Genomic DNA, 11,881 nt, shown 5'->3' on the forward strand with positions numbered 1-11,881 from the left:
CCGCCGGGTGGAAGGTTCCGGCAGACACGCCGACGGCGTGTCGGGTCGGACCTTCCACCCTGCGTGACGTGCGGCAGGTCAGGCGTCGCGCTCGTCGCGGCTCTCGTCCGCCTCGCCGCCGTCCTGGCCGTCGGCGCGGTCCTGCGCCTGCGTGAGCTCGTCGACGACCAGCAGGTCACGGCGGACCTTGCCCGTGCGGTAGCCGGCCCGCCCGACCAGGTGCGCCGCCACCGGCGCGGTGAGCATCTGGAACAGCGCCACGAGCACGAGCGCCCACACCGCCGCACCGGAGCGCAGCCGCAGCGACAGCCCGATCAGCACGAGGATCAGCCCGAGCACCTGCGGCTTGGTCCCGGCGTGCATCCGCGACAGCAGGTCGGGGAACCGCAGCACGCCGACGCCGGCGGCGAGCGCCAGCAGCGCCCCGCCGAGCAGGCAGACCGCGGCGACGACGTCGGCGACCAGGTCCCAGCTCATCGTCCGCCCCCTCCGTCGGTCTCGCCGTCGTCCGCGCGGTCGGCACGCGCCGCGGCCGCCCGGTCGTGCGCGGTCTCCTGGGCCGCAGCGTCGCCCCCCGCGGCGTGCTGGGAGCGCCGCCCGTCCCCGTCGGTCACGTGCTCCCCCGGTCCGTGCTCGTCCACGTGCGCCTCGTCCCCGTGCTCCCGGCGGTCCTCGTCGGGCACGACCCGCGCGCCGCGGGCCTCGTCCCCGTGCGCCGCGTGCTCGGCGTGGACGGCCTGCCGGTCCTCGGCGGGGCGCGGGGCCTCGACGGCGGACGCCTCGGCCTCGCGGGCCCGGCGCGCCCGGCGGGCGGACTCGGCCTCCTCCTCGGCGCGGATCCGCTCGGCCTCCTCCTGCGCGATCTCCTCGCGGGACCGCACGCGGCCCTCGCCCTCGGGCTCGACGGACGCGAACCGGGCGATGGTCACGGAGCCGACGAAGCCGACCAGCGACAGGACGACCAGGATCGGCACGACGTCGGTGCGGCGCTCGGCGGCGGCGTAGAGCGCCACGGCCCCCACCACCACGGTCACGATGATGTCCAGCGCGACGGTCCGGTCGAGCATCGACGGCCCGCGCTCCGCGCGGATCAGGGCCAGCACCCCGGCGACGGTGAACAGCGCCGCGCACACCAGCAGGACGACGGTCATGCGCGCACCTCCGCGCGTCGGGTGGTGCGCCCGCCCGGCTCGAGGCCGGCCTCGCGCAGCTCGGTGTCGGAGGCGAACGCGCGCAGCACCCGCTCCTCCTGGTCCAGCACGGACTGCCGCGCCCGCTCGACGCCGCCGGACTGCTCGACGTCGAGGACGTGCAGGTAGAGCATGCCGGTCAGCCGGTGCGCCTCGACGACGAGGGAGCCCGGGACCAGCGAGCACAGCTCGGCCGTCATCGTCAGGTACAGGTCCGAGTGGTTGCGCAGCTGGACCCCGATCACCGCCCCGCGCGGGGTGTGCCGGGGCCGCAGGGCGACCCACGAGACCTCGACGGACGCGTGCACCAGGTCCCACGCGAACCGGGCCACCAGCACCACCAGCGCGACCGGGCGCACGGTGCCGTGGAAGTCGATCGGGGTCATCCGCAGCAGGCCGGTGACCGCGACCGCGATGACGGCGCCGGCCAGGACGTTGCCCACCGAGAAGTCGCCCCAGAGCAGCACCCAGACGGCGACCAGCCACAGCATCGTCGGCCACTGGGCGGCCAGCTTCCGCCGGCGCGGGTGCAGGCTCACGAGCCGGCCTCCCTCGACGCGTCCACGGACTCGCCCGAGCCCCGGCCGCCCTCCGGCAGCACCGACTGGACGTAGACGGACCGGTCGGCGAGCGCACCGGCGGCGCGCTCGGCGTACCCGTACAGCGGGCCCGCGCCGATCGTCAGCGCCAGGCCGAGCACCACCAGCGCGCCGGCGGAGCCCACCATGCCCTTCGGCAGGTGCGTGTCCGGCAGCGGCTCCGGCGGCGTCTGCCAGAACGCCTTGTTCCAGGCCTTGATCAGCGCGTAGAGCGTGAGCAGGGAGGTCAGCACGCCGCCCACCACCAGGGTGAGCGCCAGCGCGGAGCCGTCCTGCACGCCGGCCTGCAGCAGGCCGACCTTGCCGAGGAACCCGGACAGCGGTGGGATGCCGCCGAGGTTCATCGCCGGGATGAAGAACAGGATCGCCAGCACGGGCGCGATCTTCGCCAGCCCGCCGAGCGAGTCCAGCGACGTCGACCCGCCGCGCCGTTCGATGAGCCCCGCGACGAGGAACAGGCCGGTCTGCACGATGATGTGGTGCGCGACGTAGTAGATCGCCGCGGCCCAGCCCGTCTCCGACGCCAGCGCGATGCCGAAGATCATGTAGCCGATGTGGCTGACCAGCGTGAACGACAGCAGACGTTTCAGGTCGTCCTGCGCGACGGCGCCGAGGATGCCCACCACCATCGTCGCCAGCGCGGCCCACATCAGGACGTCGTCCATCCGGCCCTCGGGGAACAGCAGGGTCTGGGTGCGGATGATCGCGTACACGCCGACCTTGGTGAGCAGGCCGGCGAACACGGCGGTCACCGGCGCGGGCGCCGTCGGGTAGGAGTCCGGCAGCCAGGCGGACAGCGGGAAGATCGCCGCCTTGATCCCGAACGCCAGGAGCAGCAGGACCTGCAGCGCGAGCCGCACGCCCGGGTCGATCTCCGGCAGCCGCTCGGCGAGCTGCGCCAGGTTCACCGTGCCGGTCGCCGCGTAGGTCATCGCGATGGCGATCAGGAACAGCACGGACGACAGCAGCGCGACGACGACGTAGATGCTGCCGGCGCGGATCCGCTCGCCGGTCCCGCCCAGCGTGAGGAGCACGTACGAGGCCGCCAGCAGGATCTCGAAGCCGACGTAGATGTTGAACAGGTCGCCCGACAGGAACGCGTTCGCGACGCCGGCGGTGAGGATCAGGTACGTCGGGTGGTAGATCGAGACCGGCGCGGCCTCGTCGCCGTCGGCCTCGCCCTGGGCCAGCGAGTACAGCTGGACGCAGAGGGTCACGGCCGCCGACACGGTGAGCATCAGGGCGGAGAGCCGGTCGGCCACCAGGTCGATGCCGACCGGTGCCGCCCAGCCGCCGATGTCGACGACCAGCGGCCCGTCGTCCGCGAGCACCAGCAGCGTCGCGGCGACGACCAGCACGATGCTGAGCGCGACGACGCTGATGATCCGCTGCAGCCGCGGCCGGCGGTACAGCGCGAGCGCGAGCCCGGCGCCGAACAGCGGCACGACGACCGGCAGCGGCACGAGCCAGCTGAACTCGCTCATCGGCCCTCCTGCCCTCGGTCGTCGGTCGGTCGGTGGTGGTGGTGGTGGTGCTCGTCGGCGCCCACGCCGGCCGGCGAGGGTCCGCCCTCGTCCGTCTCGTCGCGGGTCTCGGCGGCCTCCTCGTCGAGCGTGGTGGTCGACTCCTCGGTGTCGTCGTCCTCGAACGCGCGCTCGTCGCGGGCGGCGAGCCGGGCGATGCGGCGGTCCTCGAGGTCGTCCTGGACCTCGTCGTGCCGGTGCAGCTGCCAGGACCGGTAGGCGATGGCGAGCAGGAACGCGGTCATGCCGAGCGTGATGACGATGGCGGTCAGCACCATCGCCTGCGGCAGCGGGTCGCTCATCCGGCCCTCGGGCTCGAGGCCGACGATCGGCGGCCGGCCGGCCGCGCCGCCCGCGACCAGGAACAGCAGGTTCGCGCCGTTGCCGATGAGGATCACGCCGATCAGGACGCGCGACAGGCTGCGCTCCAGCAGCAGGTAGACGCCCGCGGTGACCAGCACGACGATCACGCCGACCAGCACCAGGTTCGGGCTCATGTCGATCATCGCGACCCCTCCGTCCCGGAAGCGCCGGGGTGCTCCACGAGCCCGGCCGCGGCGGCGTCCACGCGGACCTCCTCGGCCGGCTCGGCGTCGCCGCCGACGGCCGCTGGCTCCCCCTCGTCCTCGGACTGCCGGTCGATCTCGGCCCCCAGCGTGCGCAGGATGTCGAGCACCAGGCCGACGACGACCAGGTACACGCCGACGTCGAAGAACAGCGACGTGACCAGGTGGATGTCCCCGATCAGCGGGATCGACACGTCGATGATCCAGGACTGCAGCACGCTGCCGCCGAACATCAGCGCGCCGAGCCCGACGCCGGCGGACAGGAACAGCCCGCTGCCCAGGAGCAGACCCGGCTGCACCGGGGCCGCCTCGCCGAGCTCGTAGCGACCACCCGCCAGGTACCGCACGATCAGCGCGATGCCCGTGACCAGGCCCGCCGCGAACCCGCCGCCGGGCGCGTTGTGGCCCGAGAACAGCAGGAAGAGCGAGTACACGATCATCGTGTGGAACAGCAGCCGCACGACGACCTCGAACACGACGGACCGCCGGCGGGGCGCCAGGGTCCGGCCGGCCCGCAGCCACTCGCGCGGCTGGTAGGCCGCCCGGGACTCCGGGGGCCGGCGGACGGACGCGAGCGGGTCGTCCCCGCCGCCCCACACCTGCCGCTGCTCGGGGGCGTCGCCGGCCCGGAAGATCGCACCGGACCGCTTGCGCAGGAACACCAGCGAGGCGACGCCGGTGGCCGCGACCAGCAGCACCGAGATCTCGCCCATCGTGTCCCAGGCGCGGATGTCGACCAGCGTGACGTTGACGATGTTCTTGCCGCCGCCGAAGGCGTACGCCTCCTCGGCGAAGTCGACCGACACGGGGCTGTGGATCCGCGCGCCGGGCACGATCAGCGCGAGCGCGCCGACGGTCAGGCCGGTGGCGAGCGCGACCACGAGCCGCACGAAGCGGGACGCGACCAGCGGCCGGTCCGAGAAGTACGGAGGCAGCCGGCGCATCACCAGCACGAACACGACCAGCGTCACCGTCTCCACGAGCACCTGGGTCAGCGCGAGGTCGGGCGCGCCGTGCAGCAGGAACAGCGCCGCGATGCCGTAGCCGGAGACGCCGAGCAGGATGACGGCCTTGAGGCGGCGGCGGGCGCGCGCGACCAGCACGGCGGCGACGGCGACGAACCCGCCGATGACCAGCTGCGCCGGGCGGTCCCAGGCGCGGGCGTCGTCGGGCAGCTGCGTGAACCGGGCCAGGGGCACGCCCACCGCGGCGACGAACACCACGAGGATGCCGCCCAGGTAGAACGGCAGCGAACCACGCTGGGTGATCGCGGTGACGTCGGCCGCCACGTCGTCCAGCCGGCGCATGAACCGGCGGTACACGCGGTCCGCCTCCGGCACGTGCGGCACGGCGGCCTGCGCGGCCTCGACGGGCCGGCGGGCGAGGAACAGCAGGGCTCCGACGCCGAGGACCGCGACCGTGATCGCGAGGGTCGGCGTGAAGCCGCCCCAGAGCAGCAGGTGGCCGGGCTCGCCCGTCGGGTAGGTGTCGGCGTACGGCGCGAGCAGCTCCTCGCCCCAGGAGGGCAGCAGCGCGACCGCGAGCCCCAGGACGGCGAGCAGCAGCGCGGGCCACACCAGGACCAGCGAGGGCCGGCCGACGGGGGCGGGCTCCGCGCGGTCGTCGTCGGCGTGCGCCTCGGGCTCGGCCGCGCTGCGCTCGTCGCGGGCGACCGGCGCGGCCGCCTCGCGGCGCACCGCCGAGGCCTCGCGGGCCGCGGTCAGCGCCTTCACCGCCGCGGGCGACAGCACGGGCTTGGTGGCGAACGCGCCCCACCAGAGCCGCAGGCCGTACGCGACGGTCAGCGCGGAGCCGACGGCGACGACCACCAGCACGACCAGGTCCTCCGGGTGCCCGCCGTGGCCGAGGGCCTCGAGCGCGGCCTCCTTGGCCACGTAGCCGGCGAACGGCGGGAAGCCGATCATCGACAGCGTGGCGAGCCCGCCGGCCAGCGCGGTCACCGGCAGGGCGCGCCCGACCCCGGACAGCCGGCGCAGGTCGCGGGTGCCGGTGGCGGCGTCGACGACGCCGACGACGAGGAACAGCGCCGCCTTGAACATCGCGTGCGCGCCGACCATCGCCAGGCCCGCGAGCGCCGTCGCCCGCGTCCCGTACCCGATCAGCAGCACGATGAGGCCGAGCTGGCTGACCGTGCCGAACGCGAGGATCAGCTTGAGGTCGTGCTGGCGCAGGGCGCGGTAGCCGCCCAGCAGCAGCGTCCCGGAGCCCAGGGCGAGGACCATCCAGCGCCACACCGGCAGGTCGGAGTAGGCCGGCGCGAACCGCGCGACCAGGTACACGCCGGCCTTCACCATGGCGGCGGCGTGCAGGTAGGCGCTGACCGGGGTCGGCGCGGCCATCGCCGCGGGCAGCCAGAAGTGCAGCGGGATCAGCGCGGACTTGCTCGCCGCGCCGGCCAGCAGGCAGACCACCGCCGCGGTGACCAGCGGCCCGTGCGGCGGGTCCGCGATCGTCTCCGACAGGCGGTACGTGCCCGCGCTCTCCCCGAGCAGGATCACGCCGACGAGCATGGTCAGGCCGCCGGCCGTGGTGACGACGATGGCCTGCATCGCGGCCCGGCGGCTGGCCTTGCGCTCGTGGTAGTGCCCGATGAGCAGGTAGGAGAAGACCGTGGTCAGCTCCCAGAACACGAACAGCAGCAGCGTGTCGTCGGCCGTGACCAGCCCGAGCATCACCCCGGCGAACGCGACCAGCACGGCGCTGAACCGGCCGAGGCCGCTGGCGTGCTGCTTGAAGTACGCCGAGCAGTAGACGAGCACCAGGGCACCCACGCCGCCGACGAGCAGCGTCATCAGCCAGGACAGCGTGTCCAGCCGGAACGCCAGCTCCAGCCCGAGGCCGGGCACCCACTGCACCACCTGCACGGGGCCGTCGCCGGCCATCACCTCGCCGGTGAGCGACAGCGCCCACACGGCGGCGGACAGCGGCGCGAGGGCGAGGACCCAGAAGGCCTTGCGCCCGATCCACGCCACGAGCGCGGGCGCGACCAGGGCCGCGACGAGGTGCACCGTGAGCAGCTGCAGCACGTCCGCTCCGTCCTGTGGTGGGCGGGTGGTCGGTCGATCGGTCGCACCGACCACGCGGCCGGCAGGTGTGGTGTTGTCGACGGGCAGGTACAGGGACGCACGGCGTCCTCCGGCACGCAAGCGTGCGGGGACGACCGTGGTCGAGGGATTACCTGGACTCTATCAAGTGATGGCCTGCCGCGACGGGTGCAGCACGGCCGCGGCCGCGCGCGGCGGGACCTCCGGCCCGGGCCGGCGGGCGGCGCGGGCTAGCGTGTGCGGGTGGACGCGCTGCAGGTGACCTGCCTCGTCGTGGTGGCGGCGGCCACCGTGGCCGGCGTCGCGACGTTCGCCCGCGGGGTGCTGCGGATCACCCGCACCGTCCGGGCCGGACGCCCCGCGCCGGGCCGGCTGCGGCCGGTCGGCCGGCGCACGCTGCTCGTGCTGCGGGAGATGGTCGGGCACGGCCGGTTCCAGCACACCCCCGTCGTGCGGGTGGCGCACTGGACGGTGATGGTGTCCTTCCCCGTCCTCTTCCTCACGCTCGTCACCGGGTACGCGCAGGTGGTCGACCCCCGGTTCGCGCTGCCGCTGCTCGGGCACCTGGTCCCGTGGGAGTGGCTGACCGAGGGGATCGCGTGGCTGTCCCTCGCCGGCATCCTCGCGCTGATCGCGGTCCGCGTCCGGCGCACGCCGCGCGACCTGCCGCCGACGCCCGCCCGCGCGATCGCCGCCGTCGGCGCGGGCACGGGCGACGGCTCGGGCCCTGTCGCCGACCCGGGCGGCCTGCCCGCGCGGCGGTCCCGGTTCTTCGGGTCGCACACCGGGCAGGCCGTCGTCGTCGAGGCGACCGTCCTGCTGGTGGTCGTCGCCGTGCTGGTCCTGCGGGGCCTGGAGCACGAGCTGGCCGTCCGGGACGGCTCGCCGCTGGCGAGCGCCTGGCACTTCCCCGCGACCGCGTGGCTCGGCGGGCTGTGGTCGGGGGCGTCCGTCGCGGCGCTCGAGGCCGCGGTCGTGGTGTGCGCGACGGTGAAGATCCTCGTGTCGATGGCGTGGTTCGTCGTCGTCGGCCTGCAGCCGACCATGGGCGTCGCCTGGCACCGGTTCCTCGCCGTGCTCAACGTGTACGCGCAGCGGTCGCCCGACGGCGCCGTCGCCCTGGGCCCGCTGCAGCCCGTCCGGGTCGGGGACCGGGAGCTTGACGTCACCGCGCTGGAGGACCTCCCGGAGGACGCGCGGCTCGGCGCCCGCGCGGTCGAGGACCTCACCTGGAAGCAGCTCCTCGACGTCTCGACCTGCACGGAGTGCGGCCGGTGCCAGGACCAGTGCCCCGCCTGGGCGACCGGCAAGCCGCTGTCCCCGAAGCTCCTCACGCTCGCGCTGCGGGACCACGCGTCGGCGACGGCGCCGTACCTGCGCGCCGCGCGGGCCGGCGCCGAGGTCCCGGCGGGCCACGTCGACGTCGACCTGGTCGCGTCCGGGGTGATCGACGCCGACGCCCTGTGGGCGTGCACCACCTGCGGCGCGTGCGTCCAGCAGTGCCCGGTCGACATCGAGCACGTCGACACCATCGTCGACGTCCGGCGCTACCAGACGCTGATGGAGTCGGCCTTCCCCGCGGAGCTCGGGGCGACGTTCACCAAGATGGAGCGGCGCGGCAACCCGTGGGGCCTGCCGGCGCGGCAGCGGCTCGACTGGGCGAAGGACCTCCCGTTCGACGTCCCGGTGGTCGGCGCGGACGTCGCGACGGCGGCGGAGGTCGACTACCTGTTCTGGGTGGGCTGCGCGGGCGCGTACGAGGAGAAGGCGCGGCGCACCACCCGGGCGGTCGCCGAGCTGCTGCACACCGCGGGCGTGACGTTCGCGGTGCTCGGCGACGGCGAGGGCTGCACCGGCGACCCGGCCCGGCGCGCGGGCAACGAGGTGCTCTACCAGATGCTCGCGTCCGCGAACGTGGAGACGCTGACCGCCGCTGCGGCCCGGGCCGTGGTCGTGACGTGCGCGCACTGCTTCAACACGCTGTCCCGGGAGTACCCGCAGCTCGGCGGCCGCTTCGACGTGGTGCACCACACCGAGCTGCTGGACCGGCTGGTGGGCGAGGGCCGGCTGACTCCGGTGGCCCCCGACGACGCCGCGCCGCAGCGCGTGACCTACCACGACCCGTGCTACCTGGGCCGGCACAACGACGTCTACGAGCCCCCGCGCGAGCTGCTCGGCGCGCTGCCCGGCGTCGAGGCGGTCGAGATGCCCCGCAACCGCGAGCGCTCGTTCTGCTGCGGCGCGGGCGGCGCGCGGATGTGGCTCGAGGAGTCGATCGGCACCCGGATCGGCACGGCGCGGGCGGAGGAGGCGATCGCCACCGGCGCCGACGTCGTGGCGACCGCCTGCCCCTACTGCACGGTCATGCTCACCGACGGCGTGGCGGCGGCCGGCGCGGCGGCGGCCGGTGTGGAGCGGGCCTCGGTCGGCGTCCCGGAGGTCACCGACATCGCCCTGCTGCTGCTGGACCGGGTCCGCGCCGGGTCGTAGGCGGAGGTCAGGGGCGGCTGCGGCGGCGGGCCGCGCGGACCGCCGCCGTGGCCGAGCCGACCGCGAGCACGACGCCGATCAGCTGCAGGCCCGGTGAGTCGTCGGCGCCGCCCAGGACCACGGCGACGGCGCCGAGCGCGATCCCCAGGGCAGCCAGCAGGTAGGTCATCGGGTCCACCTCTCGTCGGGGTATCGACTCTCGACCGTGATCTATCGAATGTCAATACCTCCCGTCGGTCAGAGCGCCGTCGCCCGCCGCAGGGTCACGAACGAGACGAGCGCGGCGCCGACGGCGACGACGGCCCCGACCGCCGCCGCGTGCTGGGTGCCGGCGTCGAACGCCAGCCGCGCGGACTCGAGCAGCGCGTCACCGGCGTCGCCCAGGCCGTCGGCGACGGACACCGCGCCGCCGAGGGTCTCCCCCGCGGCGTGCGCCTGGTCGGCGGTCAGCGACCCGGGCACCACGACGCGCGCCCGGTAGGTCGCGTTCAGCACGGAGCCGAGCACCGCGACGCCGAGCGTGGTGCCGAGCTCGTACGCGGTCTCGGAGATCGCGGACGCGGCACCCGCCTTCTCCGGCGGGACGGCCGAGGTGATCTGGTCGTTCGTCAGCGTCTCCGCCAGGCCGACGCCGACACCCATGACCACGAACGTCACGGCGACCGTGACCGGGGTCGGCACGTCGCCGACCAGGGTCAGGACCCCGTAGCCGACCGCGGCGAGCAGGAAGCTCGACCCGATGAGGACGCCGGGCCGGACGCGCCGCACCAGCCGCACGGCCAGCAGGCCGGCCACCACGGACGCGGCGAGCCCGGGCACCAGCACCAGGCCGGCGTCCATCGGGCTGAGCCCGGCGGCGAGCTGCAGGAACTGGGACACGATCACCAGCAGGCCCGAGAACCCGAGGACCGAGAGCAGGTTGGCCGACACGGCGCCCGAGAACACCGGGTCGGCGAACAGCCGCACGTCGATCATCGGGCTGGCGAGCCGCCGCTGCCGGCGGACGAACGTCCACCCCGCCGCGAGGCCGACGACGACGCACGCCACCGTGGTGCCGGTGACGCCGTGCTCGCCGACCGCGATGATCGCGAGCACCAGCGGCAGCATCGTCGCGAGCGCCAGCACGATGCTCCACGGGTCGAGCGGCCCCGGCGACGGGTCCTTCGACTCCGGCACCAGGGCGAGCGCCAGCGGCAGCAGGACCAGCAGCACGGGGACGTTGAGCAGGAACACCGAGCCCCACCAGAAGTGGGTCAGCAGCGCGCCGCCGACGATCGGACCGAGCGCCGCGCCGCCCGCGAACCCGGAGGCCCAGACGGCGATGGCCAGCCGGCGCTGCGCCCGGTCCAGGAACACGTTCCGGATCAGCGACAGCGTCGACGGCATCAGCGTCGCGCCGAAGACCCCGAGCAGCGCGCGGGAGGCGATCAGCATCGCCGGGCTGGTCGACCACGCGGCCAGCAGCGAGACCACGGCGAACCCCGTCGCGCCGATCAGCAGCAGCTTCTTGCGGCCCACCCGGTCGCCCAGGCTGCCCATCGGCACCAGCAGGCCCGCGAGCATCAACGGGTACGCGTCGACGATCCACAGCAGCTCGGACCCGGAGGCACCGAGCGCGGCGGTGATCGACGGGAGCGCGAAGCTCAGCACCGTGTTGTCCACCGAGATGAGCAGCACCGGGAGCATGAGCACGACCAGCACCGCCCAGGGGCGGACCGGGCGGCCGCGGTGCAGCAGCACCGGCGCGGTCGCGGGGTTCTCGTGGGTGACGGCGATCCCGGTGGAGCGGCCGGTGCGGGTGCCGGGAGCGGCGGGGGCGGACATGGAGCTGACCTCGTTCGTCGTGGGGATGCGGCTACTGTACCGTCTGGACGGTTCAGCGTCGAGGCCGGTAGGTTCATTCCCATGTCCGCCACCCGCGACCGGCTGCTCGACGCCTTCGAGGGCCTGCTGATCGCGCACGGGCCGCGCGCCGCGACGCTCGACGCGGTGGCCGCCGCCGGCGAGGTGTCGAAGGGCGGCCTGCTCTACCACTTCCCCAGCAAGGCGGCCCTGGTGCAGGGCCAGCGCGACCGGCTCGCCGCGCTCGGTGCGGCCGACCTGGCGGCCATGCGCGCCGCCCCGGAGGGGGCCGCGGAGTACTACCTGCGCGAGTCCGAGCAGTCGGGCGGCGCGCTCGACCGGGCGCTGATCGCCGCGGCCCGGCTGGCCGAGGAGTCCGACGGCGACGCCACGGCGGTGCTCGGCGAGCTGCGGGACGGCTGGTACGCCGCGCTGCTGGAGGAGCTCGGGGACCCGGCGCTCGCGCACGTCGTCCAGCTGGTCGGGGACGGGATGTACTACAACGCGGTCACCGGGGTGAAGGACGCGGGCGCCCTCGCCGACGCCCGCGCGGTGCTCGCGCGGCTCCGGCCCGCCTAGGGGCGGCGGACGGCGGAGGCGCGACCG

Annotated in this window: 10 protein-coding genes; 2 read left to right on the forward strand and 8 right to left on the reverse strand. The window is 74.8% G+C overall.

The annotated features are described in order from the left end of the window. Positions 1-78: 78 nt before the first annotated feature. The 6 genes from mnhG to ACWPWW_RS10285 are packed head-to-tail and all read right to left on the reverse strand — an operon-like array spanning position 79 to position 6,925. Positions 79-477 carry a monovalent cation/H(+) antiporter subunit G gene (gene mnhG, locus ACWPWW_RS10260; protein ID WP_454050205.1) on the reverse strand — a complete coding sequence of 133 codons (399 nt, stop codon included), beginning with the start codon at positions 475-477 and terminating at the stop codon, positions 79-81. Continuing rightward, on the reverse strand, positions 474-1,151 hold the full coding sequence (locus ACWPWW_RS10265; RefSeq protein ID WP_454050206.1) for a monovalent cation/H+ antiporter complex subunit F: 678 nt from the start codon (positions 1,149-1,151) through the stop codon (positions 474-476). Before ACWPWW_RS10265 ends, mnhG begins: the two co-directional genes overlap by 4 nt. Beyond that, the gene (locus ACWPWW_RS10270; RefSeq protein ID WP_454050207.1) at positions 1,148-1,729 is read right to left on the reverse strand and encodes a Na+/H+ antiporter subunit E; all 582 of its coding nucleotides are present in this window, start codon (positions 1,727-1,729) and stop codon (positions 1,148-1,150) included. Before ACWPWW_RS10270 ends, ACWPWW_RS10265 begins: the two co-directional genes overlap by 4 nt. Next, positions 1,726-3,273 carry a Na+/H+ antiporter subunit D gene (locus tag ACWPWW_RS10275; protein ID WP_454050208.1) on the reverse strand — a complete coding sequence of 516 codons (1,548 nt, stop codon included), beginning with the start codon at positions 3,271-3,273 and terminating at the stop codon, positions 1,726-1,728. The genes ACWPWW_RS10270 and ACWPWW_RS10275 overlap by 4 nt, the downstream gene beginning before the upstream one ends. After that, on the reverse strand, positions 3,270-3,818 hold the full coding sequence (locus ACWPWW_RS10280; RefSeq protein WP_454050209.1) for a Na(+)/H(+) antiporter subunit C: 549 nt from the start codon (positions 3,816-3,818) through the stop codon (positions 3,270-3,272). The genes ACWPWW_RS10275 and ACWPWW_RS10280 overlap by 4 nt, the downstream gene beginning before the upstream one ends. Further along, complete coding sequence (locus ACWPWW_RS10285) at positions 3,815-6,925, reverse strand: Na+/H+ antiporter subunit A (RefSeq protein WP_454050210.1); 3,111 nt, start codon at positions 6,923-6,925, stop codon at positions 3,815-3,817. The genes ACWPWW_RS10280 and ACWPWW_RS10285 overlap by 4 nt, the downstream gene beginning before the upstream one ends. 261 nt (positions 6,926-7,186) lie before the next feature. Here ACWPWW_RS10285 and ACWPWW_RS10290 point away from each other — a divergent pair, with 261 nt between their 5' ends. Further along, positions 7,187-9,433 carry a (Fe-S)-binding protein gene (locus ACWPWW_RS10290; RefSeq protein WP_454050211.1) on the forward strand — a complete coding sequence of 749 codons (2,247 nt, stop codon included), beginning with the start codon at positions 7,187-7,189 and terminating at the stop codon, positions 9,431-9,433. 7 nt (positions 9,434-9,440) lie between these two features. Here the strand turns inward: ACWPWW_RS10290 and ACWPWW_RS10295 are convergent, their stop codons facing one another. Together ACWPWW_RS10295 and ACWPWW_RS10300 are read right to left on the reverse strand one after the other, a co-directional pair. Next, a complete protein-coding gene (locus ACWPWW_RS10295; protein WP_454050212.1) occupies positions 9,441-9,602 on the reverse strand; it encodes a hypothetical protein in 162 nt (53 codons plus the stop codon). Positions 9,603-9,670: 68 nt separating this feature from the next. Then, positions 9,671-11,257, reverse strand: coding sequence for an MFS transporter (locus tag ACWPWW_RS10300; RefSeq protein ID WP_454050213.1), 1,587 nt, complete (start codon positions 11,255-11,257; stop codon positions 9,671-9,673). Positions 11,258-11,338: 81 nt separating this feature from the next. On the opposite strand from ACWPWW_RS10300, the gene ACWPWW_RS10305 reads away from it, so the two are divergent. Then, positions 11,339-11,854: a TetR family transcriptional regulator gene (locus ACWPWW_RS10305; protein ID WP_454050214.1), complete on the forward strand. Its 516-nt coding sequence runs from the start codon at positions 11,339-11,341 to the stop codon at positions 11,852-11,854. Positions 11,855-11,881: the final 27 nt, after the last annotated feature.

The sequence above is a fragment of the Cellulomonas sp. Marseille-Q8402 genome, from assembly GCF_965119525.1.

Excerpts from the sequence above, each read along its gene's own strand:
- ACWPWW_RS10275 (WP_454050208.1), bottom strand. The coding sequence starts at position 3,273 with ATGAGCGAGTTCAGCTGGCTCGTGCCGCTGCCGGTCGTCGTGCCGCTG.
- mnhG (WP_454050205.1), bottom strand. The coding sequence starts at position 477 with ATGAGCTGGGACCTGGTCGCCGACGTCGTCGCCGCGGTCTGCCTGCTC.
- ACWPWW_RS10300 (WP_454050213.1), bottom strand. The coding sequence starts at position 11,257 with ATGTCCGCCCCCGCCGCTCCCGGCACCCGCACCGGCCGCTCCACCGGG.
- ACWPWW_RS10265 (WP_454050206.1), bottom strand. The coding sequence starts at position 1,151 with ATGACCGTCGTCCTGCTGGTGTGCGCGGCGCTGTTCACCGTCGCCGGG.
- ACWPWW_RS10295 (WP_454050212.1), bottom strand. The coding sequence starts at position 9,602 with ATGACCTACCTGCTGGCTGCCCTGGGGATCGCGCTCGGCGCCGTCGCC.
- ACWPWW_RS10305 (WP_454050214.1), top strand. The coding sequence starts at position 11,339 with ATGTCCGCCACCCGCGACCGGCTGCTCGACGCCTTCGAGGGCCTGCTG.
- ACWPWW_RS10280 (WP_454050209.1), bottom strand. The coding sequence starts at position 3,818 with ATGATCGACATGAGCCCGAACCTGGTGCTGGTCGGCGTGATCGTCGTG.